Source organism: Paraburkholderia atlantica (assembly GCF_009362785.1).
Lineage (GTDB): Bacteria > Pseudomonadota > Gammaproteobacteria > Burkholderiales > Burkholderiaceae > Paraburkholderia > Paraburkholderia atlantica.
Genome location: NZ_WHNQ01000004.1, coordinates 217,258 through 238,556, shown reverse-complemented (window position 1 = coordinate 238,556; position 21,299 = coordinate 217,258). Strand labels below are relative to the sequence as shown.

At 65.4% G+C, this 21,299-nt stretch carries 27 protein-coding genes; 16 read left to right on the top strand and 11 right to left on the bottom strand.

What is annotated here, in order from left to right; all coding sequences use genetic code 11:
• The first annotated feature begins 7 nt into the window (after positions 1–7).
• From GCT19_RS07740 to GCT19_RS07730, 3 genes are all read left to right on the top strand, one after another.
• Positions 8–1,636 carry an efflux transporter outer membrane subunit gene (locus GCT19_RS07740; protein ID WP_026228450.1) on the top strand — a complete coding sequence of 543 codons (1,629 nt, stop codon included), beginning with the start codon at positions 8–10 and terminating at the stop codon, positions 1,634–1,636.
• A 187-nt stretch (positions 1,637–1,823) separates the two neighbouring features.
• Positions 1,824–3,023 (top strand): acyl-CoA dehydrogenase family protein, encoded by a 1,200-nt coding sequence (locus tag GCT19_RS07735; RefSeq protein WP_018434212.1) that lies wholly within the window; start codon positions 1,824–1,826, stop codon positions 3,021–3,023.
• Positions 3,024–3,081: 58 nt separating this feature from the next.
• The gene (locus tag GCT19_RS07730; RefSeq protein WP_018434213.1) at positions 3,082–4,410 is read left to right on the top strand and encodes an Nramp family divalent metal transporter; all 1,329 of its coding nucleotides are present in this window, start codon (positions 3,082–3,084) and stop codon (positions 4,408–4,410) included.
• Positions 4,411–4,556: 146 nt separating this feature from the next.
• On the opposite strand, the gene flhC is transcribed toward GCT19_RS07730, so the two are convergent.
• The 7 genes from flhC to GCT19_RS07695 form a co-directional block, all read right to left on the bottom strand.
• Positions 4,557–5,126: a flagellar transcriptional regulator FlhC gene (gene flhC / locus GCT19_RS07725; RefSeq protein WP_152851547.1), complete on the bottom strand. Its 570-nt coding sequence runs from the start codon at positions 5,124–5,126 to the stop codon at positions 4,557–4,559.
• A gap of 14 nt (positions 5,127–5,140) precedes the next feature.
• Positions 5,141–5,461, bottom strand: coding sequence for a flagellar transcriptional regulator FlhD (flhD, locus tag GCT19_RS07720; RefSeq protein ID WP_018434215.1), 321 nt, complete (start codon positions 5,459–5,461; stop codon positions 5,141–5,143).
• 206 nt (positions 5,462–5,667) lie between these two features.
• A complete protein-coding gene (locus GCT19_RS07715; protein WP_152851546.1) occupies positions 5,668–5,904 on the bottom strand; it encodes a hypothetical protein in 237 nt (78 codons plus the stop codon).
• Positions 5,905–6,205: 301 nt separating this feature from the next.
• A complete protein-coding gene (locus tag GCT19_RS07710; protein ID WP_152851545.1) occupies positions 6,206–6,742 on the bottom strand; it encodes a GNAT family N-acetyltransferase in 537 nt (178 codons plus the stop codon).
• A gap of 42 nt (positions 6,743–6,784) precedes the next feature.
• A complete protein-coding gene (locus GCT19_RS07705; protein WP_084598341.1) occupies positions 6,785–7,633 on the bottom strand; it encodes a helix-turn-helix domain-containing protein in 849 nt (282 codons plus the stop codon).
• A 172-nt stretch (positions 7,634–7,805) separates the two neighbouring features.
• Positions 7,806–8,108 (bottom strand): addiction module antidote protein, encoded by a 303-nt coding sequence (locus tag GCT19_RS07700; RefSeq protein ID WP_013092181.1) that lies wholly within the window; start codon positions 8,106–8,108, stop codon positions 7,806–7,808.
• The gene (locus GCT19_RS07695; RefSeq protein WP_026228452.1) at positions 8,105–8,494 is read right to left on the bottom strand and encodes a type II toxin-antitoxin system RelE/ParE family toxin; all 390 of its coding nucleotides are present in this window, start codon (positions 8,492–8,494) and stop codon (positions 8,105–8,107) included. The genes GCT19_RS07700 and GCT19_RS07695 overlap by 4 nt, the downstream gene beginning before the upstream one ends.
• Before the next feature lie 284 nt (positions 8,495–8,778).
• Here GCT19_RS07695 and GCT19_RS07690 point away from each other — a divergent pair, with 284 nt between their 5' ends.
• From GCT19_RS07690 to GCT19_RS07665, 6 genes are all read left to right on the top strand, one after another.
• A complete protein-coding gene (locus tag GCT19_RS07690; RefSeq protein WP_013092179.1) occupies positions 8,779–9,147 on the top strand; it encodes a nuclear transport factor 2 family protein in 369 nt (122 codons plus the stop codon).
• 22 nt (positions 9,148–9,169) lie between these two features.
• Positions 9,170–9,448: a hypothetical protein gene (locus GCT19_RS07685; protein WP_013092178.1), complete on the top strand. Its 279-nt coding sequence runs from the start codon at positions 9,170–9,172 to the stop codon at positions 9,446–9,448.
• A 64-nt stretch (positions 9,449–9,512) separates the two neighbouring features.
• Positions 9,513–9,977: an RbsD/FucU family protein gene (locus tag GCT19_RS07680; RefSeq protein WP_018434219.1), complete on the top strand. Its 465-nt coding sequence runs from the start codon at positions 9,513–9,515 to the stop codon at positions 9,975–9,977.
• 36 nt (positions 9,978–10,013) lie between these two features.
• Positions 10,014–10,421 carry a VOC family protein gene (locus GCT19_RS07675; RefSeq protein WP_018434220.1) on the top strand — a complete coding sequence of 136 codons (408 nt, stop codon included), beginning with the start codon at positions 10,014–10,016 and terminating at the stop codon, positions 10,419–10,421.
• A gap of 103 nt (positions 10,422–10,524) precedes the next feature.
• Positions 10,525–10,959 (top strand): DoxX family protein, encoded by a 435-nt coding sequence (locus tag GCT19_RS07670; protein WP_018434221.1) that lies wholly within the window; start codon positions 10,525–10,527, stop codon positions 10,957–10,959.
• 62 nt (positions 10,960–11,021) lie between these two features.
• A complete protein-coding gene (locus GCT19_RS07665) occupies positions 11,022–11,294 on the top strand; it encodes a hypothetical protein (RefSeq protein ID WP_013092174.1) in 273 nt (90 codons plus the stop codon).
• A gap of 39 nt (positions 11,295–11,333) precedes the next feature.
• Here GCT19_RS07665 and GCT19_RS07660 read toward each other — a convergent pair whose 3' ends face one another.
• Both GCT19_RS07660 and GCT19_RS07655 read right to left on the bottom strand, forming a co-directional pair.
• On the bottom strand, positions 11,334–12,794 hold the full coding sequence (locus tag GCT19_RS07660) for an MFS transporter (protein WP_152851543.1): 1,461 nt from the start codon (positions 12,792–12,794) through the stop codon (positions 11,334–11,336).
• A 154-nt stretch (positions 12,795–12,948) separates the two neighbouring features.
• Positions 12,949–14,250, bottom strand: coding sequence for an MFS transporter (locus GCT19_RS07655; RefSeq protein WP_026228454.1), 1,302 nt, complete (start codon positions 14,248–14,250; stop codon positions 12,949–12,951).
• A gap of 292 nt (positions 14,251–14,542) precedes the next feature.
• Between GCT19_RS07655 and GCT19_RS07650 the strand changes: the two genes are divergently transcribed.
• The 7 genes from GCT19_RS07650 (at position 14,543) to GCT19_RS07620 (ending at position 20,365) form a co-directional block, all read left to right on the top strand.
• Complete coding sequence (locus GCT19_RS07650) at positions 14,543–15,250, top strand: response regulator transcription factor (RefSeq protein ID WP_152851542.1); 708 nt, start codon at positions 14,543–14,545, stop codon at positions 15,248–15,250.
• Between the two features lie 179 nt (positions 15,251–15,429).
• Positions 15,430–16,386: a 4-hydroxyproline epimerase gene (locus tag GCT19_RS07645; protein WP_152851541.1), complete on the top strand. Its 957-nt coding sequence runs from the start codon at positions 15,430–15,432 to the stop codon at positions 16,384–16,386.
• Positions 16,383–17,534 (top strand): NAD(P)/FAD-dependent oxidoreductase, encoded by a 1,152-nt coding sequence (locus tag GCT19_RS07640; protein WP_018434226.1) that lies wholly within the window; start codon positions 16,383–16,385, stop codon positions 17,532–17,534. The genes GCT19_RS07645 and GCT19_RS07640 overlap by 4 nt, the downstream gene beginning before the upstream one ends.
• Positions 17,527–17,802, top strand: coding sequence for a (2Fe-2S)-binding protein (locus GCT19_RS07635; protein ID WP_018434227.1), 276 nt, complete (start codon positions 17,527–17,529; stop codon positions 17,800–17,802). The genes GCT19_RS07640 and GCT19_RS07635 overlap by 8 nt, the downstream gene beginning before the upstream one ends.
• A complete protein-coding gene (locus GCT19_RS07630; protein ID WP_152851540.1) occupies positions 17,799–19,091 on the top strand; it encodes an FAD/NAD(P)-dependent oxidoreductase in 1,293 nt (430 codons plus the stop codon). The genes GCT19_RS07635 and GCT19_RS07630 overlap by 4 nt, the downstream gene beginning before the upstream one ends.
• A 159-nt stretch (positions 19,092–19,250) precedes the next feature.
• The gene (locus tag GCT19_RS07625) at positions 19,251–20,018 is read left to right on the top strand and encodes an AraC family transcriptional regulator (RefSeq protein ID WP_152851539.1); all 768 of its coding nucleotides are present in this window, start codon (positions 19,251–19,253) and stop codon (positions 20,016–20,018) included.
• 17 nt (positions 20,019–20,035) lie between these two features.
• Positions 20,036–20,365: a hypothetical protein gene (locus GCT19_RS07620; RefSeq protein ID WP_152851538.1), complete on the top strand. Its 330-nt coding sequence runs from the start codon at positions 20,036–20,038 to the stop codon at positions 20,363–20,365.
• A gap of 72 nt (positions 20,366–20,437) precedes the next feature.
• On the opposite strand, the gene GCT19_RS07615 is transcribed toward GCT19_RS07620, so the two are convergent.
• The gene (locus GCT19_RS07615; RefSeq protein WP_152851537.1) at positions 20,438–20,692 is read right to left on the bottom strand and encodes a hypothetical protein; all 255 of its coding nucleotides are present in this window, start codon (positions 20,690–20,692) and stop codon (positions 20,438–20,440) included.
• 153 nt (positions 20,693–20,845) lie between these two features.
• Positions 20,846–21,178 carry a hypothetical protein gene (locus GCT19_RS07610; protein WP_013092163.1) on the bottom strand — a complete coding sequence of 111 codons (333 nt, stop codon included), beginning with the start codon at positions 21,176–21,178 and terminating at the stop codon, positions 20,846–20,848.
• Between the last annotated feature and the right edge of the window lie 121 nt (positions 21,179–21,299).

Below are 21,299 nucleotides of genomic sequence, written 5' to 3'. Positions count from 1 at the left end.
AACAACAATGAAACGCTTTGAATCTCGCTTTGTATCCTTGCGCGGATGGGGCCGCGCGGCCGCGAGCGGTTTGCTGATCGCGCTGCTGGCCGCTTGCTCGCTCGAGCCGACGTACAAGCGCCCCGACGTCGATACGCCGGCGGCGTTCAAGGAAGCGCCCGTGGTGAAGACGTCGGCTGCGGCGGCGTCGGGCGCGGCGGCTGGTTCAGCCGGGGCGGCACAAAACAACGGCACGTGGAAACCGGCCGAGCCCGCCGACAGCGCGCTGCGCGGCGAATGGTGGAAGGTGTTCGGCGATCCGCAGCTCGACGCGCTCGAAGAGCAGGCCGCCGCCGCGAACCAGGACCTGAAGGCCGCGGCCGCGCGCGTGCAGCAGGCACGCGCGGTCACGCAGGCGGCGAAGTCCGACTGGTTCCCGAAGCTCGACGCGGGCTTCGGCCCGACGCGCGAACGCGCGTCGGCGGCATCGCAATTCCAGCCGGACAGCGCGGGCGGCACGACCGGCACGATTTGGCGCGCGCAGGTCGGCGCGTCGTATGAAGCGGATCTGTTCGGGCGCGTCAGCTCGAACGTGAACGCGGCGCGCTCGGACGAGCAGCAGAGCGAAGCGCTGTTCCGTTCAGTGCAGCTGTCGTTGCAGGCCGACGTCGCGCAGAACTACTTCCAGTTGCGCGAGCTCGACACAGACCAGGATCTGTACCGCCGCACCGTCGCGTTGCGCGAAGACACGCTGAAGCTCGTCCAGCGGCGCTTCAAGGAAGGCGATATCAGCGAGCTGGATCTGTCGCGTGCGCGTAACGAGCTCGCCAGCGCGCGCGCCGATGCGGTCGGCGTCGCGCGGCAACGGGCCGCCTCCGAGCATAGCCTCGCGATTCTGCTCGGCAAGCCGCCCGCGGATTTCACGTTCGCGGAAGCGCCGCTCGCGCTGGTGACGGTGCGCGTGCCGGCCGGTTTGCCGTCGGCGCTGCTCGAACGCCGGCCTGACATCGCGGCAGCCGAGCGCGCGATGCAGGCAGCGAATGCGCGCGTCGGGCTCGCGAAGTCGGCGTTCTTCCCGAAGCTCGACATCACCGGCGCGTTCGGCTTTGAATCGGCGACGCTCGGCGATCTGTTCATGTGGTCGAGCCGCGCGTTCATCCTCGGTCCGGCCGTGGGTACCGCGCTGACGATGCCGATCTTCGACGGCGGCCGTCGCAAGGCCAATCTGGCGCAGGCGCGTTCGAAGTACGACGAGGACGTCGCGCAATATCGCCAGCAGGTGCTCGTGGCGTTCCGTGAAGTCGAAGACAATCTCGCCGATCTACGCTTGCTCGACGATCAGATGCGCGAGCAGAACGACGCGGTCGATGCGTCGCAGCGCGCCGCGCATCTGTCGCGCACGCAGTACACGGAGGGTGCGGTCAGCTATCTCGACGTAATCGACGGCGAGCGGCAGGTGCTGCAGTCACAATTGCAGGCGAGCCATCTGGCGGGCACGCAGGCTGTCGCGACCGTGAATCTGATTCGCGCGCTCGGTGGTGGTTGGGGCGATGTGACGGCGGGGGGGACGGCGGTGGGCGCGGTGCCGGTTGGTGCTTCTGGCTCCGCGGCTGAAGCTGCAGCCGTTTCGGCGCCACAGCAAGTGGCGAAGCGCTGAATTCATAACCCTGTAGCAAGCGCTTCATCAGCCTCATCAACGACGCCGGGCCGCACGCAAGCGCTGCCCGGCGTTTTTCATGCAAATCGTTTTTCGCGCTTTCCTTGTGCGAATCGCTTCGTAGACCACATGCGCGCGGCTGCCTATCATCGTCCGATCCAGCCAACGACGACCCTAGGGCAAGCCAGTGACTTTCGTGCATGACGGCATCGAGCAGATTCGCGAGCAGCAGCATCAGGATTGCGCGCGCGACCTCACCACACTGCTAGCCGCGTTGCGCGCGAGCGCCGCGCAGCGCGATCGCGAAGGCGGTCACGCCGCGCAACAGAAGCAGTGGATCGCCGACGCGGACCTGCTGACGCTCGCCGTGCCGCGCGAATTCGGCGGCGCTGGCGCGCGCTGGTCCGCGATTTACGACGTGGTGCGTGAGCTCGCGCGCGTCGATAGCGCGCTCGCGCATCTGTTCGGCTTCACCTGCCTGCAGGTGGTCAGCATCGACCTGTGGGGCAATCCACGGCAGCGCGAGAAATATCTGCGCGGCACCGTCGAGCATCGCTGGTGGTGGGGCAATGCGGTGAATCCACTGGATGCGCGTCTCGTTGCAACTTCGACGCACGATGGCGGCTACCTGCTCGACGGCCAGAAAGGCTTCTGTTCCGGAACGCGCGGCTCGCAGATGATGACCGTGTCCGCGCACGATCCATCGACCGGCAAACCCGTATTCGCGGCGGTGCCGACCACGCGCGAAGGCATCACCGTTCACGACGACTGGGACCCGATCGGCCAGCGGCAGACCGACAGCGGCAGCGTGTCGTTCGCGCGCGTCAGGGTCGAGCCGCACGAGGTGCTCCAACGACCCGACACGCCGCACGCGAGCCTGCGTACGCTGATCTCGCAACAGGTGTTGACCAATCTGTTCGTCGGAATCGCGCAGGGCGCGCTCGAAGAGGCGAGAGCGTACGTGCACGAACATGGCCGGCCGTGGATCGCCTCCGGCGTCGCCAAAGCGACCGACGACCCCTACCTGATCCAGCGCTTCGGCGAAATGCATATCCAGATGGTGAGCGCCGCAGCGCTGGCCGCGCGCGCCGCGAACGCGCTCGACGAAGCGTGGCAGCAACGCGCAACGCTCGATGCCGAAAGCCGTGCGCGGGTCGCGCTGGCGACCTCGGAAGCGAAGATCGTCGCGCATCGAGCGGCGCTCGACATCGGCGAAAAACTCTTCGACGCCTGCGGCGCACGCGCGACTCATGCGCCGCTCGCGCTCGATCGTTTCTGGCGCAATGCACGCGTGCACACGCTGCACGATCCGCTCGACTACCGCGTGCGCGACGTCGGCCGCTACGCGCTTAGCGGGACATTGCCGGACGTTTCTCTGTACACTTGAGGCCGTTTGCGACGCCCGCCCGAGGCGTCGCGTCGATTCCTCTCGAGAGATTTCCGGCTTGCTGTTCAAACTACCTACAACCGCCACAGCGCCGTTCTGCCCGTCCGAGGTACAGGGATCGGTCTCCGTCTCCGCGGGCGCACCGTTCTGGAAGAAGATCCTGCAATTCGCGGGGCCCGGCCTGCTGGTATCGATCGGCTACATGGACCCAGGCAACTGGGCCACCGCGATCGAAGCCGGTTCGCGCTTCGGCTATAACCTGCTATTCGTCGTGCTGCTGTCGAGCCTGTCGGCGATGGCGCTGCAATGCCTGAGCATGCGCCTCGGCATCGCGACCGGGCGCGACCTCGCGCAACTGTCGAGCGCGCGCTATTCGCCGGGCGTCGCGCGTGCGCAGTGGCTGCTCGCGGAGCTGTCGATCATCGCCTGCGATCTCGCCGAAGTGCTCGGCGGCGCGCTCGCGTTTCATCTGCTGTTCAACTGCTCGCTGACCACCGGGGTGTTGCTCACCGCGTTCGACACGCTGATCGTGCTCGGCCTGAAGGGCAAGAATTTTCGCGACCTCGAAGCGATCATGCTCGGCCTGATCGCGACGATCGGCGTCGGCTACATCATCGAGCTTGCGCTCGTCAGGCCGCATTGGCCGTCGGTCGCGCAAGGGCTGATTCCGTCGTGGCAGGCGTTGAATTCGCGCGAGCCGATGTATCTCGCGATCGGCATTCTCGGCGCGACGGTGATGCCGCACAACCTGTATCTGCACTCGTCGATCGTGCAGACCCGCGCGGTGAAGCGCGATTCGGCCAGCATCCGCTCGGCGATCGGCATGTCGCGTATCGACACGATCGCATCGCTCGTGCTCGCGGCGCTGATCAACATGGCGATCCTGATTCTCGCGGCCGCCGCGTTTCATGCGACGGGCCACAACCAGGTCACGCAGATCGAGGACGCCTACCGGCTGCTAGCGCCGATCGTCGGCACCGGCTTCGCCGCGGTCCTGTTCGCGATCACGCTGCTCGCGTCGGGACAAAGCTCGACGTTCACCGGCACGGTGGCGGGGCAGGTCATCATGGAAGGCTTCCTGAAGATGAAGATTCCATGCTGGCAGCGGCGTTTCATCACGCGCGCGCTCGCGCTGATTCCGGCGCTGATCGGCGTGCGGATGCTCGGCAACGGCGCGGTCGGCCAACTGCTCGTCGCGAGTCAGGTCGTGCTGAGCCTGCAGCTGCCGTTCGCGCTTTATCCGCTGATCCGCATGACGAGCGACCGTTCTCTGATGGGCGAATTCGCCAACACGCTGCCGACGCGTCTGCTCGTGTGGACGCTGTTTGTAGCGATCAGTGCGGCGAATCTGTGGCTTGTCGTCCAGACGGTGGGGCTGGCCGGTTGATCCGGTCGGGGGCGGAGATTCATTCGAACGCCGGTTGGCCCGGCGTGAAGGCGAAAAAAATCCGCGCAGTTCAAGCACTGCGCGGATTCACGTGAGCTTCGGTTGGAATCGGGTTGGCCGCGTCTCGCGACGGGCGTATCGATCGGTCAGGCGGCCTGCGCGACCTGCGCCGCACCGAGCGCTTCGCGGCGCGCGGCTGCTGCCTTCTTCGTCTTGCCGGCACGCGACGGCGGCTGGCACGCGCCGCACACGACGTTGTGCTGCAGGTCGTGCTTGTGCGCGACGAACTTGCCAGTACAGCGGCAGCACTTGGTCAGTTGCAGGATGTCCGCGTCGAAGAAACGCACGAGCGTCCACGCGCGGGTCAGATCGAGCACCGGTTCGGTTTCGCTGTGCTGACAGTGTTCGAGATACAGCCGGTATCCCTTGGTCAGCGCATCCAGATGCGAGCAGCGCGCTTCGTTCTTCAGGAACAGATACGTGTTGTAGAACAGCGACGCGTGAATGTTCGCGAGCCACGTCATGTACCAGTCCGCCGAAAACGGCAACATGCCCTTGGGCGGCGATACGCCCTTGACCTCGCGATACAGGCGGATCATACGATCGCGCGACAGCGTCAGCTCGCTCTCGAGCACCTGCATGCGGGCGCCGAGCTCGATCAGTGCGATCGCGCGAAATACTTCCTGTGCATCTTCGGTCAGGCTTCGCTTGAGCATTGCAGTCACCTCGGTCAGGCAAATTGCTCGGCGGGCTGGCCTGCAAGCAGGATCGCCGTGTGGGTCGGTGCAACTGCGGCGTGCTTCGTCGTTTGCGTCAACGCCGACAGCATCGCGTGGTCGTTGAAGCGGAAGAAGCACAAAAGCTGGTCGGAAGAGGCCAGCTTGACGATTTGCGCGAGCGACAGCCCGGCAAGCAAATCAGCCAGTTCCGACGACAGTCCCAGCCGGAACATTCCGACCGGTTTGTCCTCGCGCAACATACGTTGCGCGAGCATGATGTAAGACAAATTGATCTCGCGGATTGAATCCAGCGTCTCGCTGCTACGGTCCATTTTCTCTGTTTCCGAAGCCCCGAATTTCTATGTCGGCTTTGCGCCGTTATGTCTTTTCTGCCTCGCCGGAAACGCTGCCTCCGGCTACATGTTGCTACCTGCTAGAAGCAGCGAACATTTGATACAAGACGTTACATTTCGTAACAGCTCGGGACGAATTGTATGAAGGCTAAAACCAGAAATCAATCCCTTCGCAAAAAAATATCTCAAAAAGCTACATCATTTTTCGGTAAGTTTTTCACGCCGTTGTAATGAATGATGCCAAGTGGATTTTTAGCCTTTCGACAGTCACCTCTAATCCATGAAAACCCTTGCTGGGTGGGCGTCAAGCCGCACTGGTCCACGCCACGCGTGCCCGCCGTGCAGCGATCGGTATATTTGTTTTGAATTAGAAAGGAAATGGAAAGCGCCGGAATGGACGGTAATAAATACTCGTCTTGCATGGCGGGTCGGGGACGGATGGGGGGTGTAACGGCATGATGCATCCCCAGTTACAACTATGCAAACTGGGGCGGGATTTGTAACGGCTCGGTGAGGATCGGCAGCCGGGCTGGCGGATGTGTTCCGCCCCGGGACCGAAAAGCGGTCGCAAACGTGTGCCGATTGCGTTGCCGACGAAGACAGCGAGGGGCCAGAGCCGTGCAGGATGCCTGACACGATGTTGCTGCAATGGGCGCCGATTTTACAACCTTGGCGAGGCACCGGAATGGGCGGCAGGGGCCCGTTGTCAATGATTCCGGCGCGCTAGACGAGGAATCGCGCCATCAGATCCTCGTCATGGAATATGCCGTCGACGTTCAATGCGCCGAGTTCGCATCCGTATTTGCGAAAGCCGAGCGATTCATACAGCTTGCGCGCCGCGTCGTTGCGACTTCCCACGGTCAGTTGCACCTGCCGCAAACCGTCGACGCGCGCCGCGCGCGTCAACAACTCGCTGAGCAGCGCACGCCCGACCCCACGCCCAGCCGCTTCCGGGGCGACATACATGCCGACGACGTTCGCCTTGTGCCGCTCCTTGTGGGCTTTGTTCCGCAGCAGACCGACGGCGCCGATCAGCGGCGCATCCGCCGACGCATACGCGCCAAGCAGGAACGAACCTTCCGCCTCCGAGCCCAGCAACGTCGCGTCATGCTGTGCCGCGCCTTTCGCGAGCGCTTCGTCGTAGCTTTGTCCGAACGCAGCAGGGTGCGCCTTCAGCCCGCGCAGACGAAGCTGGAAATAGGCGTCCCGGTCGGCGGGTCCGAGTTGGCGGATGAGCAGGGTGTCGGCGTTGACGGACATATCACTTGTTCGTGGTGAGTCGGGGGACGGGTACGCGAGGGGCTAGCCGCGCTGGTGTTCGGCAAACTCGCGCAGCGCGGCCGCGGTTTGCTGATCCGCCGGAAAGAACGCCTCGATAGCGAGTTCCGACAGCGTAACGTCCACCGGCGTGCCGAACACCGTGGTGGTGCTGAAAAACGACAGCACGCCAAGCGGCGTGCGCAGCCGCAATGGCACGGCGATCTGGTTGAGGACTGCGTCGTCCGGCATCGAGGCGTCTGCGTCCGGCGGCGCGGGATAGCCGGCCAGTTCGTCGCGCAGTGCGCTCAGCGTGTCGTCGCCGCTGACGTCGATTTGCCGTTGCAGCCGGGCCAGCACATGCTCGCGCCATGCATGCCAGTTGATGATCGACGCGGCGATGCCTTGCGGATGCAGACTCAACCGCAGCGCGTTGACCGGCGGCTTTAGCAACTCGGGACTCGCGCCGCTCAACAACGGCGCAAGCGCATGGTTGGTCGCGACGATGGTCCAATGCCGGTCGATCGCTAGGGCCGGGTAGGGCTCGTGTCCCTTGAGCACCAGTTCGACGGCTTCGCGCGCGGCGGAGAGCTGTGGGTCGGAGAGCGGACGTTCGCGAAACAGCGGCGCGTAACCGGCCGCGACGAGCAGGGCATTGCGCGCGCGCAATGGAACGTCGAGACGCTCGGCGAGATGCATGACCATTTCCCGGCTCGGTAGCGCGCGCCCCGATTCGACAAAGCTCAGATGGCGCGTCGAAATGTCGGCTTCCGTGGCGAGCAGCAACTGACTCATGCGCCGCCGTTGCCGCCATTCGCGGAGAAGTTCGCCGACCGCCCGAGTGCCTCTCGACGGGGATGACGGAGCCGTTTGTGCGATAGAGAGTGTGTTCATGCCACCGATGATAGTCAAAGCGTGCAAGCAATCGATTACCTGAGAGGTAATGCCCCGCCAATTTCAATCAACGTAACCCGCGGCCGATACCGTCGATTCACACCAACGATTGCGCCTGCCTCGGCCGCCATGCGCGAACTCGCGCGACACCGTGGCCAGCGCAGCGCCCGGCTCAGGCGGCAGCCAGGCGCAGCGGCACGGCGGTGAATTTGACGCCGATCGCACTCGCCAGCTTCAGGACCGTGTCCATGCGTGGCTTGGAGCCGGGCGCGAGTGTCTTGTACAGACTTTCGCGGCCCAGACCCGCTGCCGCGGCGATCTTCGTGATGCCGCGTGCCTTGGCGATGTCCGCGATGGCGGCGAGCAGCAGATCGGAGTCGCCCTGGTCGAGCGCGGCGTTCAGATAGGCCGCGACCATTTCGTCGTTGTCGAGGTACTTCGATGCGTCGAAGCGTGCCGTTTTGATCTTGCTCATGACCGTTCCTTTCTGATGGTTGTCCACATTGCTCCGGCATGCCTGATATCGGCCTGCTGCGTGGACTTGTTACCCCCGCACAGCAGCAGATACATCACGCGCCCCTCGCGTGCGTAGTAGACCCGATAACCCGGGCCGCAATCGATGCGCATCTCGAACACGCCGTTTTCCAGCAACTTCGCGTCGCCGAAAAGCCCGCGTTCCGCGCGCCGGATTCGCACGAGAATTTGCGCCTTGGCCTTGAGGTCGGTGAGGCCGTGAAGCCAGCGATCGAACTCCTCGGTGCAGTTGATCGTGTACACGCGCGGTGTTTCGATCTGCGGATGAGTGTATCTCCTGGGATACGGTCGCGCAAGCGAAAAAAGTGTCTCGATAAAGCGGTCCAAGCCGTCCTCCTGTTCATTGCAGTGCTTGCCTCGCGATGTCATCGGCAGGCTTCGATCAGTCACGTGAGGTTAGCGATGCAAAGGTTTTTTGACGACTCGGCCGAACGGCCTATTTGGCGTGAAGGACAGCGAAAGACGATGCGTGACAGCGACGCTGCATTCGCTTGATTACCTCTCACGTAATCGACGCAATGCACGCGAACCGTCAATCTTCATTCCGAGCCCGCCGCATGCGATGCGTATGAGGCGCGAAGTGCTCAGTCCTACCAATCGAGGAGTTTGAGATGAATGCGCATACCGATTTGATCGACCGTTATTTCGATATCTGGAACGAGACCGATGGCGCGCGTCGTCGCGAGTTGATCGCGGCCACGTGGAGCGCCGACGCCGACTATCGCGACCCGCTGCTGGCGGGGGCGGGCCACGATGGCATCGACGCGATGATCCGCGCGGTGCACGAGCGCTTTCCGCATCACACGTTTCGCCGTACGACCGACGTCGACGGCTTCGCGAATCGCCTGCGCTTCTCGTGGGCACTGACGACACCCGCGGGCGAGGCGATCGTGAAGGGCTCCGACTTCGGCGTGGTGGACGCGCATGGACGCTTGCAAGCGGTCACCGGTTTCCTCGACGAAACCCCCGGCGCCGCCTGAGGCGCTTTTCACGGAGACGATCATGCACGACCCCGCCGCTGCCAGGCCCGCACAAGTCCATCTCGCGTTGCTGCGCGTCGCGGCCGCGTTCGATGCGTTATCGAGCGCGATCGCCGGTTTTGCGCTGCTCGGCGGCGCGCGGGCGTTCATGTTCATCGCACTGTTCGGTTGGCGCGAGCCGGTGCTCGGCGGCGCGGGGCTCGTGCTGCTCGCTCTGGTCGGATGGCTGCGCTGCCAATGCGGTGCGAGCGCAGCGCCGCAAGACGCGCGACGCGCTTGCTACAATCGATCGTCGTGCTGATGACGCGTGACACACACGACCTCACCGCCGCGGCATGTTCCCAACCGAACGACCAGGAGACCCCGTGCTGAAAAATCTGGACCCGCTACTGAACGCCGATATCCTCCACGCGCTGCGCTCGATGGGCCACGGCGACGAACTCGTGATCTGCGACGCCAACTTCCCGGCCGACGCGGTCGCGCGCGATACCGTGCTCGGCAGGCCGCTGCGCCTCGACGGCGTCAGTTCGCCGCGCGCGATCCGCGCGGTGCTGTCGGTGCTGCCGCTCGACACCTTCATCGAGCATCCCGCGTCGCGCATGGAAGTGGTGGGCGAGCCGCAGACTATTCCCGCGGTGCAGCGCGAAGCGCAAGCCGAGGTCAACGCGGGAGAGGGGCGCGAGGTGCCGTTCGTGTCGATCGAGCGATTCGCGTTTTACGAGCGTGCTCGCCGCGCATACTGCGTGATCGCGACGGGCGAGGAGCGCGGCTATGGTTGCTTCGTGTTCACGAAGGGCGTGTTGCTCGCACCGGACGCGCCACGCGCATAGTTGCGACCACCTTCCCCGATTCATCACGACAAAACCATGGGCTTCCAGCTAGACAGTCTCGATCATCTCGTTCTGAACGTCGCTGACGTCGAAGTGAGCGCGGCGTGGTACGCGCGGATGCTCGGCATGCGACGCACCGAGTTCATGTCCCGCAGCGGCACGCGCGTGGCAATGACCTACGGCAATCAGAAGATCAATCTGCGTCCCGCGTCGGCCGATACCGTCGCGTGGTTCACGTCGCGCGAGGTGGTGCCGGGCACGGCGGACCTGTGCTTCGTGACCACCGCAAGCCCGGACGACGTCAAGGCGCACTGGCTCGCGCAAGGCGTCGCGATCGAAGCGGGGCCGGTGGAGCGCGACGGCGCGCGCGGCAAGATGACCTCGGTGTATTGCCGCGACCCGGACGGCAACCTGATCGAGGTCGCCACCTATCCGCCAGCCTGAGCGGGCTTGGAAATCGGCGCCATTGCACATATGCTCAGGGGCGAGGCGGGGAACTGAGCCCGCCTATTCGGGTCTGCTGCTTATTCATTACAGGAGTCCCCCCATGTCGCGTCCCGTCGATTTCGGCATTATTTTCATCGCCCGTCTTGCGCTTTCCGTGCTGTTCCTGTGGAGTGGGGTGATGAAGCTGCTGGGCTATGCGGGCTTCGTCGGCTACCTGCATTCGAAGGGCGTGCCGTTCGTGCAGATCGCCGCGCCGATCGCAACCGCGGTCGAGGTGCTCGGCGGCCTGCTGCTCGTGGTCGGCTTCAAGGTTCGGCCGCTCGCGCTGATCATGGCGGTGTATACGGTGGCGACAGCGGTGCTCGGCCACGACTTCTGGAATATCACCGACCCTGCGTTGCAGCACGACATGGTGATTCATTTCTGGAAGAACATCGGCATCGCGGGCGGTTTCCTGCTGCTGTTCGTCACCGGCGCGGGGCGTCTGAGCATCGACAATGCGCGCGCGCCGCGCAGCGGACTCGGCGGCCTGTAAAACGCGGCCCGCATCCTGCTACCAGCAGGGTTTCCAATCCGCGCCAATCAAGGGGGCAGATGATGATTCAGAACTTCGAGCAAATGATCGGCGGCAAGGTGACGCAATTGTGCGCAAGTCTCGGCGAAGGGGCGACGCCGCATCGCGTGATCATCAGCCTCGCCGATTCTGCGAAGACGCTGGTGGTTCTGGACGCGTCCGGATTCATCGGCACGCTGAAGGCGGAGATCGAGGACCCGGAGAAACTGGTCGCCGATGCGATCGCCAAGGCGCGCAACGAAGGCCTGATCGAGCGCGCGATCGATACCGGCACGATTCAGGAGGCGTCGCTGTAGGCGCCTGCGTTACACCCACCGCTGCGTTACACACACCGTTTACTTACTCGCGGCTCTCGCCCCGCGCCCAGACGATGCCGTCGCGTGCGGCTCCGGATGCACGAAACACGCGAGCGCGAGACCCAGCACCAGCAATCCCACCGAAATGGCCGTGGCCGCCTGCATCCCCGGCACGATCTCGGTCGCGGCCGCGCCGCCCGCGAGCGCGCCGAACGCCGCCACGCCCACCGCGCCGCCAGCCTGGCGCGCCGTGTTCAATACCGCGGACGCCGTGCCCGCGCGCCGCGCTTCGGTCGATGCGAGCACCGCCGTGGTCATCGCCGGCACCGCGAGTCCCATGCCCGACGGAATCAGCAAAAACGGCAGCACCAGGCCAATCAGCGGCGTGTCGGCATCGACGAGATGGAGCAGGCCGTAGCCGAGACCGGCCGTAATCGCGCCGAGGATCATCGGCACACGCACCCCCAGGCGGCCGATCACCCAGCCGCTCGCGACGTTCGAGATCAGGAAGCCGCCCGTCAGCGGCAGGAACGCGAGGCCCGCCTGCAACGGCGTATAGCCGCGCACACGCTGCAGGTAAAGGCTCAGCACGAACACCATGCCGTAATACGTCAGGTTCACGCAGATGCCGAACAGCACCGCGGCGCTGAACGTGCGCGTGCCGAACAGCGACAGCGGCAGCATCGGGCTCGCGACGCGCGCTTCGACGAACAGGAACGCAACCGCCGCCAGCAGCGCCAGCACGAAGCCGCCGGCGACCAGCGGATGCGCGAGCCCGAGCGGCCGCCATTCGATTACCGCGGCGACGAACGCGGTCAGCGCGACGATCGCGAGACACTGGCCGCCGAGATCGATGCCGCGCGGCGTCGCGCCGGCGGTGCCGCGAGCGGCGGCGGGCGCGCCGCGCTGCGCGGTTTGCGGACGCGGAATCCACAGCAGCGTCGCGAGCAGGCCGGCTGCGCAGATCGGCAGATTGACCAGAAAGATGCTGCGCCAGCCGAACGCGGCGATCAGCAGACCGCCGGCCACCGGCCCGGCGGCGATCGAAATCGCGCCGGACGCGGTCCACAGGCCGACCGCACGTGCCCGCGGCTTCGGTTCGTGGCCGAACGACTGATTGAGCAGCGCGAGCGAATTCGGCAGCATCGCGGCCGCGCCGATGCCTTGGATCGCGCGCGCGGCGACCAGCATCGGGGCGTCGAGCGCGAGCCCGCAGGCCAGCGACGCGAGCGCGAACAGCACGATCCCGCAGGCGTACATGCGCCGCGCGCCGAAACGGTCGCCGAGCGCGCCGGCCGACAGCATCAGCACGGCGAACGCGAGCGTGTACGCATCGACGACCCATTGCAGTCCCGCGACGTTCGCGTGCAGGTCCGCGCCGATTCGTGGCAGCGCGATGTTGACGATGGTCACGTCGAGTTGCGTGACCACGAAGCCGACGCTGACGGTCGCCAGAATGCGGCCGAGGGCGGGCGAAAAGGAGGATTTGGATGAGTTCATGACTGCATCGTATGCCCGATGCAGCGTGCCACGTTTCGGCGCGGCCTGAAGTATGGATGTCGCCCGTGCGGGCGACGGCGCGCTGAAAGTCGCGCCGTCGCGGAGCGCTTCGTCGACGCGCTAGATGCGGATCGACGAAGCGGGTTCAGTCGGCTCAACGCGCCTGCGGCGCATCCTTGATGAACAGCGTGGTCAGTGCGCCCAGCACGCAGATCGCCGCGACATACAGCGGCGCGGCCAGCGGGTTCGACTTCATCATCAGCGACACGACGATCGGCGTCAGACCGCCGAACACCGCGTACGCGACGTTATACGAGAACGAGATGCCCGAGAAGCGCACCACTGGCGGGAATCCGCGGACCATCACGAGCGGAATCGCGCCGATCACGCCGACGAACAGCCCGGCCAGTGCATACAGCGGCACGAGCACGGACGTATCGACCGCCAACTGGCGAAACATCACGTAGTACGTGATTGCAAGCGCAATGCCGCCGACGAAAATCGTGCGACCCGCGCCGATGCGGCCGGCGATCGAACCCGCCATCACGCAGCCGATCGTCAGGCACAGCGTCGCGACGCAGTTCGCGAGCAGCGCGGTGGCCGGCTCGATGTGGAATTGCTTTTGCAGCAGCGTCGGCGTCATCAGGATCACGACGACGATCGCCGCCGACAGCATCCACGTGAGCAGCATCGATACGATCACCGCGCGGCCGTGATCGCGCAGTACGGCCTTCAGCGGCACTTCCGCGGCGATCGCCTTGCGCTGCTTCAGCTCGGCGAACACCGGCGTCTCGTGCAGCCAGCGGCGCAGATACACCGAGAACATGCCGAACACGCCGCCGATGAGGAACGGAATACGCCATGCAAACTCGGAAATATCGGCCGGCGTGAAATGGCGATTCACTGCCGACGCGATCAGCGAGCCGAGCAGAATGCCGGCCGTGAGGCCGGCCGTCAGCGTGCCGCACGCATAGCCGACGTGCCGCCCGGGCACATGCTCGGACACGAACACCCATGCGCCCGGCACTTCGCCGCCTACCGCCGCGCCCTGCATCACGCGGAACAGCAACAGCAGCACCGGCGCGAGCACGCCGATGCTCGCGTAGGTGGGCATCAGGCCCATCAGCAGCGTCGGCACCGACATCAGCAGCACGCTCAGCGTGAACATGCGCTTGCGGCCGAACAGGTCGCCGAAGTGCGCCATGATGATGCCGCCGAGCGGCCGTGCCAGATAACCGGCTGCGAAAATGCCGAAGGTCTGCACCTGACGCAGCCACTCCGGCATCGCCGCCGGGAAGAACAGCTGGCCGATCGCCGGCGCGAAGAAAACGAAGATGATGAAGTCGTAGAACTCGAGCGCGCCGCCGAGCGCGGCGAGACCGAGTGTCTTGTAATCGCTGTGCCCAAGCGGGCGTGGGGTGACAGCCTGTGCTCCACCCAGATTTGTTGCTTGCATTGCCATGTCTTTTGTGGAATTGGGAGCCACGCGGGTCACGCGTGGACATACGGCGGTCGTCGGGCGAGAAGTGTGGCAGGCGCTGGGTAGAGCACGGGACACGGGCGCGCCGTCCGGATAGGGCGGGCGCGCTGACGACGGAGGCCGGCGCGAATTTTACAGGATGAAAGCGGAAGTCCCGCGAAAGCGCCTGGTTGGGCGAAGAAAGCGCCGAAATTCGGAATGCTCCGAAGGGAGGGACCGGGGTGCGCCTCGGAGAATGGCCGGCGAGTCCTTGTCGAGAGTCCATCCCATGCGTGTTGCTGTTCTTCAGCGTGACCCGGTCATGCGTCAGTCCATTGAATCCATGCTGGTGAGAGCCGGCCATTTCTGCGCGGCGTATGAGGACGGCCGCGCGATGTCGAGGTCGCTCGTGCACTCCACGATGGATCTGCTGGTGCTCGACTGGCACGATACGCGGCCCGCCGGCGCGGACCTGTTGCGCTCGGTGCGCCTCGTGGCAGGCGAGCATGTGCCGATCATGTTCGTGTCGAACGACAGGTCGGAGGAAAGCATGGTGCGCGCGCTCGCGGGCGGCGCCGACGAATACCTCGCGTTGCCGTTGCGGGACGCCGAGTTTCGCGCGCGAGTCGCGGCGCTGCTGCGGCGCGCGTATCCGGTGCGCTTCAGTGCCGCGACCTGTTTCGAGGCCGGCCCTTATCGCTTCGACACAGTGCGCCGGGCCGTTACGCTGCGCGGCGAGCCGGTGCCGCTGTCGCCCACACAGTACCGGATCGCGGTGCTGCTCTTTTCCAACATCGGTCGCGTGATGTCGCGCGACCATATCTTCGCGACGGTGTGGGGCCGCGAGATGCGCGAATACACGCGGACCATCGACAGTCACGTGTCGCGGCTGCGTCTGCTGCTCGCTATCGAGCCGCGTAATGGCTTCCGGCTGCAGCCTGTATACAAGAGCGGTTACCGGTTGCTGAGGGTCGGCGACCACGTGCTTGGCGGGTGAAGATCTGCAGTCGGCCGGGTATATGCTGAAATCCGCGTTGCGGGTCGTTGCACTGGCCAGCGCCGTTCGGGAGGTTCCGCGCGCCGCGCGCACGGCGGATCGCCCATCGTGCCGGTATGCCGAAATCGTCTCAATCCGCGCGCACGCGCACCAAGACCCACCGGCCCCCGATTCCTACCATGGGCGACATGAAAACCCTCAATATCATCGACTCGCACACCGGCGGTGAGCCCACCCGCCTCGTGGTGTCGGGTGGCCCGGATCTGGGCGGCGGCACGCTCGCGCAACGGCTCGACGTTTTCCGCACCCGCTTCGACGACTGGCGCGCCGGTATCGTCACCGAACCGCGCGGCTCGGACGTGGTGGTCGGCGGGTTGCTCTGCGAGCCTGACGATCCGAGCTGCGCGGCCGGCGTGATCTTCTTCAACAACGTCGGCTATCTCGGCATGTGCGGGCACGGCACGATCGGGCTCGTCGTGTCGCTCGCGCACATGGGGCGGATCGGACCGGGACGGCACCTTATCGAAACGCCGGTCGGCGTGGTCGAGGCGACGCTGAACGAAGACGGCGGCGTCGCGGTGCGCAACGTGCCCGCGTATCGCCACCGCAAGGCCGTGCAGGTCGACGTGCCAGGCTATGGCGTGCTGACCGGTGACATCGGCTGGGGTGGCAACTGGTTTTTCCTCGTGGCCGAGCATGGGCACGAACTCGAGGCCGCAAACATCGCGAGCCTGACTGCGTTCAGCTCGGCGATTCGCGACGCGCTGATCGCACAGAACATCACCGGCGCGAACGGCGCGCTAATCGACCATATCGAGCTGTTCGGACCGGGCTCGCGCGACGGCCTCGACAGCCGCAGCTTCGTGCTGTGCCCCGGCAACGCGTACGACCGCTCGCCGTGCGGCACCGGCACGAGCGCGAAGGTCGCGTGTCTCGCGGCCGACGGCAAGCTCGCCGAAGGCGCGGTGTGGCGCCAGGAGAGCATCATCGGCAGCGTGTTCGAGGCGAGCTATCGCGCGGCGGGCGACGGCGTCCACGTGATTCCGACCATCACCGGCCACGCGCACATCACGGCCGAGGGGCGTCTTTGTTTCGACGAGCGCGATCCGTTCGCATGGGGTATCCGGACCGCATGAGCCCGGACGCGCTGATCATCGGAGCGGGTATCGTCGGTGCAGCGTGCGCGGCGGAACTGGCCGCGCTGGGCCTGCGTGTCGACGTGCTCGACGCGGAGCGCATCGGCGGCGGCGCGACGGCGGCCGGTATGGGCCATATCGTCGTGATGAACGACTCGCCCGCCGAATTCGCGCTGAGCCGCTATTCGCGCGAGCTATGGCTCGAGCTCGCGCCGCAGTTGCGCACGCGCGACGCGTTCGCGCGCTGCGGCACGCTGTGGGTCGCCGCCGACGACGAAGAATGGCAAGCCGCGCGCGCAATGCATGCGGCGTTTGTGAGCCAGGGCGTCGCCGCGCAACTGGTGGACGCGGCCGACTTGCGCGCCTGCGAACCGGCGCTCGCACCGTCGATGGCCGGCGGCTTGCGGATCGAGCACGACAGCATCGTGTATGCGCCGACCGCCGCTGAATGGCTGCTCGCCCAATCGCCGCACGCGGCGAATATCGGTGTGCGGCTTGGCGCGCCGGTCGCGTCGATCGATGCGGGTGGCGTCGTGCTGGCGAGCGGCGAGCGCATCAGCGCGGCGCACGTGGTCGTCGCGAACGGCCTCGGCGCGCCGCAATTGCTGCCGTCGCTGCCGATGCAGCCGAAGAAAGGCCATCTGCTGATCACCGACCGCTATCCGGGGCTGATCCGTCATCAACTTCTCGAACTCGGCTATATCAAGAGTGCACATCACGCGACCGGCACGTCGGTCGCATTCAACGCGCAGCCCCGTCCGACCGGGCAATTGCTGATCGGCTCGTCGCGCCAGTTCGAAACAACCGATCCCGCCGTCGAGATGCCAGTGCTCGCGCAGATGCTGCAACGCGCCGCGCAGTATTTGCCGGCGTTGCCGACGCTCAGCGGCATCCGCGCGTGGACGGGGTTTCGTGCCGCGTCGCCGGACGGCCTGCCGCTGATCGGACCGGCCGGCGAGTTTGCGCCCGACGTTGGCTCGGGTTCCACGTCCCGCGTATGGCTTGCGGTCGGTCACGAAGGGCTGGGCGTAACGACCTCGCTCGCGACCGCAAAACTGCTCGCGGCGCAGATCACGGGCCACGCCGCGCCGATTCCGTTCGAACCTTATCTGCCGGTCCGTTTTGCCGAACAGGTGGCGCATGACTGACACTGACGCGGCCCGCATCCGTTTGACGGTCGACGGCCGCAGCATCGAAGTGAAACCCGGCACGACCGTAGCAGCGGCGCTCGCTATCGCGGGCATCCGCGGCTCGCGTCTGTCGGTCAAAGGCGAGCCGCGCGACGCATTGTGCGGGATGGGCGTGTGCCAGGAGTGCCGCGTGACGATCGACGGTCGAGCGCATGCGCTCGCGTGCCAGACGCTGTGCCGCGATGGCCAGCGCGTGCAGACACGAAACGGGACCGTACACGCATGACTCAGCACTTCGACATCGTGGTGATCGGCGGTGGTCCGGCCGGCCTCAATGCCGCGCGGGCGGCGGCGCAGGCGGGCGCGAGCGTCGCGCAGATCGATGACAACCCGCGCGCCGGCGGCCAGATCTGGCGCCACGGGCCCGCCTATCCGCCGCAAGCGCCGCTGCATGCGTTGCTCGCGGCATTGCAATCGCAGCAAAACTTCACTTACTGGCCATCGACGCGCGTGATCGCGCCGCTCGGCACGCAAGGTTTGCTGCTCGAATCCGCTGAACACGGCGGGGTGTCGATCAGCTACGACAGACTGATTCTTGCGACCGGCGCGCGCGAGCGTTTTCTGCCGTTTCCCGGCTGGACCTTGCCCGGCGTGACCGGCGTGGGCGCATTGCAGGCGCTGATCAAAGGCGGCATGCCGGTGCGCGACGAACGCATCGTGATCGCCGGCAGCGGCCCGCTGCTGATGGCCGCGCTCGCGACGGCGCGCGAGGCCGGCGCGCATGTGATCGCGGTGGTCGAGCAGGCATCGGCGGCAGAGGTCGCGCGTTTTGGCGTATCGCTGCTGCGTGAGCCCGCGAAGCTGCGTCAGGCGATCAGCCTCACGCGCGGTTTCGCGGGACTGCGCTACTGGACCGGCAGCATCGTGCGCAAAGCCCGCGGCGCCGAGCGCGTGCAGCAGGTGACGATCCGGCGCGGCGAGCGCGACGTGACGCTCGATTGCGACCGCGTCGCGTGCGGCTATGGGCTGCTGCCGAATGTCACGCTTGCCCAGGCGCTTGGCTGCGCGCTCAACGACGCGGGCGAAATCATCGTCGACGACGGGCAGCGCACCTCGCTCGAACGCGTTTATGCGGCGGGCGAGTGTACGGGCGTCGGTGGCGCGGAGCTCGCTTGCGCGGAAGGCGAGATCGCCGGTCTCGTGGCGAGCGGCGCGGCGGCGACCCAACGCGCCGCGCTGGCGGCGCTCGTCACGCAGCGCGCGCGCTGGCGGGGCTTTGGCGCGCGCGTCGCGGCGTCGTTCGCATTGGGCGACGCGGTACGCACGCCGCCTCCCGATGCGACGCTGCTGTGCCGTTGCGAGGATGTGAGCGTCGGCGAGGTGCGCCGCTGCGCCGATTGGCGTGACGCGAAGCTGCAGACGCGCTGCGGCATGGGCCCTTGCCAGGGGCGCATCTGCGGCGCGGCCGCGAGCTTGTACTTCGGCTGGCCGGCCGCCGCGGCGCGCCCGCCATTCAGCCCGGCGCAAATTGGCGCGCTGATGAGCGCCGCCGAACCGCCGGCAGCGGCGCCATGACGGCTCCGCGCTTACCCTCGGAAGATATTGGCGGGCGAGGCGCGGTTCTATAATCGATCGCTATCAACCGCACCCGCCGGCTGCCCGGCCGCACCGGCGCAGCGATCCGCGAACGCAACCCAACGCATTCAATCAGGCACGCACCAACGGGACCGCACGATGAACACGCTGGCTCATCCGCTCGAACCGGACGATACGACGCTGTCCGGCATGCTGTCGCATTTCAGGTTGCTCGAGCCGGTATTCGATGCAATGCCGGACGTCGTGTTCTTCGTGAAGGACGCGGACGCGCGCTACGCGCTCGTCAATCGCACACTCGCTTCGCGTTGCGGTTTCAAGGAAAAGGCGGCGCTGCTCGGCAAAACCGCGGAAGACGTGTTTCCGCGCCGCTTCGGGCGCATTTATACCGCGCAGGACAAGGCGATCATCGGCGTCGGCAACCAGATGCTCGATCAGCTCGAATTGCATCTGTATCCGGGCCGTCAACCGGGCTGGTGCCTGACCTGCAAACAGCCGTTGCGCGATGCGAGCGGCAAGGTGGTCGGCCTCGCCGGCATCTCCCGCGATCTGAAAGCCGACGAAAGCAGCCACCCGGCCTACAGCCGGCTTGCCGCCGTCGTGCAGTCGATCCAGGAGAATTACGTGCAGCCGCTGAACCTGAAGCAGCTTGCGGCGATGGCGGACATGTCGGTCGCGCAACTGGAGCGCTATTTTCACAAGGTGTTTCATCTGACGCCGCGCCAGGTGCTGCTGAAAACGCGACTCGATGCTGCGACCGCGCTGCTGGTTTCGCACGACAAGGTCACCGACGTCGCCGCGCGTTGCGGCTACACCGATCACAGCGCATTTACGCGGCAATTCAAGGCGACCGTCGGCGTCACACCGACCGAATACCGGATGTTGCTGCACGGTACGCTGCGCGGCTGAGCGGCGTCGGGCGTGTCATGGCGGGTCGCGGGCATCATTATTACGTGTACGTCGTCGCGCTCGACGACAAGGTGTGGAACGAGGCGCGCTTTCGTCGCGCGAATCCGGATTACCGTTTCGACAAGCCGTGCGTGTACGTCGGCATGACGGGGCTCGACCCGGACCTGCGCTTCGATCGGCACAAGGCGGGCATTCAGGCGAATCGGTATGCGCGCGACTACGGCTTGCGGCTGATGCCCGAACTGTACGAAGTGTTCAACCCGATGCCTTACCGCGGCGCGCAGGATATGGAAGTGGAGCTGGCGATCGGGTTGCGCGAGGCGGGGTATGGGGTGTGGCAGGCCTGAAATGCTTGCATGAAAAAGGCCGCGGCAATGTGAATCATTGCCGCGGCCTCAGACAGTTTCGATGGTCGTGCTTTACTTCACCCCGAGCCCCCGCAACACGGCATTACCCTCGGACGTCAGACGGATATGCGACGTGCCCGCGTCGTTCGAAATGGTCTCGACGAGACCTGCTTCGTAAAGCTGCGGAATTTCGGGTTTTGCGGATGCATCGATCGGCGCGTGCAGCAACAGCAGCAGCGTCGCGAGTTCGTGATGGCTCAACAGACGGCGCAGGATAGTGGGCCGCTTGGCCGGCGTTTCGTTGGTATTCGGTTCGGGCTGGTTCATGGAGCGCACCTCGTGCGGGGACATGTCCGGGGATGTTGCGGACGAAGTCTTAAACGATTCTTAAGACTCCATTGTCCTGTAACACCGTGACATGAACGTTGCAATGGATCAGATTCCGACGCCTGCAACTTCGCCTTTATGCGCCACAAAGCCTCATGGCGCGCAGGTTTTGGCGGCCGATTCGATCCACAGGTTGCTTACATGACGCTTGCCCGCATAGAAACGGTAAGTTGTCTCGCCGTTGTCGCTGCGTACCTTGATGATGTTCGAGTCGCCGAAGTCGAGCATCTGGCCTTGCGGAATTCCGGTCGACTTGAACGCGGCGTTGTGATGATTGGCCAACTGCGTCAGACAGGCGACCACGTCGTCGACGGAACGCTGCGTCGTCGTGTCGGTGACGGGTTCGCCGGAATCGGGGTCTTTCTGGAAATACGCGCAAGCGTTGAGAAGCAGCGAAAGGGACAGGACTGCAGCGAACTTCTTCATATCTCTCCTGGCGTTGATTCGGCGTAGGGTCCGCGCGTCGCGCGGAGTAGACCCCAAAACAGCCGCCATTATATCGAGGCGGCGAACCTGACCGATCGGGGGCGCAAATCGCGTGCCTGAA

Coding starts and splice junctions, on each gene's coding strand:
- GCT19_RS07740 (WP_026228450.1), top strand. CDS start 8: ATGAAACGCTTTGAATCTCGCTTTGTATCCTTGCGCGGATGGGGCCGC.
- flhC (WP_152851547.1), bottom strand. CDS start 5,126: ATGCTCAAGCGAAGCCTGACCGAAGATGCACAGGAAGTATTTCGCGCG.
- flhD (WP_018434215.1), bottom strand. CDS start 5,461: ATGGACCGTAGCAGCGAGACGCTGGATTCAATCCGCGAGATCAATTTG.
- GCT19_RS07715 (WP_152851546.1), bottom strand. CDS start 5,904: ATGCAAGACGAGTATTTATTACCGTCCATTCCGGCGCTTTCCATTTCC.
- GCT19_RS07710 (WP_152851545.1), bottom strand. CDS start 6,742: ATGTCCGTCAACGCCGACACCCTGCTCATCCGCCAACTCGGACCCGCC.
- GCT19_RS07705 (WP_084598341.1), bottom strand. CDS start 7,633: ATGAACACACTCTCTATCGCACAAACGGCTCCGTCATCCCCGTCGAGA.
- GCT19_RS07700 (WP_013092181.1), bottom strand. CDS start 8,108: ATGAGCAAGATCAAAACGGCACGCTTCGACGCATCGAAGTACCTCGAC.
- GCT19_RS07690 (WP_013092179.1), top strand. CDS start 8,779: ATGAATGCGCATACCGATTTGATCGACCGTTATTTCGATATCTGGAAC.
- GCT19_RS07685 (WP_013092178.1), top strand. CDS start 9,170: ATGCACGACCCCGCCGCTGCCAGGCCCGCACAAGTCCATCTCGCGTTG.
- GCT19_RS07675 (WP_018434220.1), top strand. CDS start 10,014: ATGGGCTTCCAGCTAGACAGTCTCGATCATCTCGTTCTGAACGTCGCT.
- GCT19_RS07670 (WP_018434221.1), top strand. CDS start 10,525: ATGTCGCGTCCCGTCGATTTCGGCATTATTTTCATCGCCCGTCTTGCG.
- GCT19_RS07665 (WP_013092174.1), top strand. CDS start 11,022: ATGATTCAGAACTTCGAGCAAATGATCGGCGGCAAGGTGACGCAATTG.
- GCT19_RS07660 (WP_152851543.1), bottom strand. CDS start 12,794: ATGAACTCATCCAAATCCTCCTTTTCGCCCGCCCTCGGCCGCATTCTG.
- GCT19_RS07655 (WP_026228454.1), bottom strand. CDS start 14,250: ATGCAAGCAACAAATCTGGGTGGAGCACAGGCTGTCACCCCACGCCCG.
- GCT19_RS07650 (WP_152851542.1), top strand. CDS start 14,543: ATGCGTGTTGCTGTTCTTCAGCGTGACCCGGTCATGCGTCAGTCCATT.
- GCT19_RS07645 (WP_152851541.1), top strand. CDS start 15,430: ATGGGCGACATGAAAACCCTCAATATCATCGACTCGCACACCGGCGGT.
- GCT19_RS07640 (WP_018434226.1), top strand. CDS start 16,383: ATGAGCCCGGACGCGCTGATCATCGGAGCGGGTATCGTCGGTGCAGCG.
- GCT19_RS07635 (WP_018434227.1), top strand. CDS start 17,527: ATGACTGACACTGACGCGGCCCGCATCCGTTTGACGGTCGACGGCCGC.
- GCT19_RS07630 (WP_152851540.1), top strand. CDS start 17,799: ATGACTCAGCACTTCGACATCGTGGTGATCGGCGGTGGTCCGGCCGGC.
- GCT19_RS07625 (WP_152851539.1), top strand. CDS start 19,251: ATGAACACGCTGGCTCATCCGCTCGAACCGGACGATACGACGCTGTCC.
- GCT19_RS07620 (WP_152851538.1), top strand. CDS start 20,036: ATGGCGGGTCGCGGGCATCATTATTACGTGTACGTCGTCGCGCTCGAC.
- GCT19_RS07615 (WP_152851537.1), bottom strand. CDS start 20,692: ATGAACCAGCCCGAACCGAATACCAACGAAACGCCGGCCAAGCGGCCC.
- GCT19_RS07610 (WP_013092163.1), bottom strand. CDS start 21,178: ATGAAGAAGTTCGCTGCAGTCCTGTCCCTTTCGCTGCTTCTCAACGCT.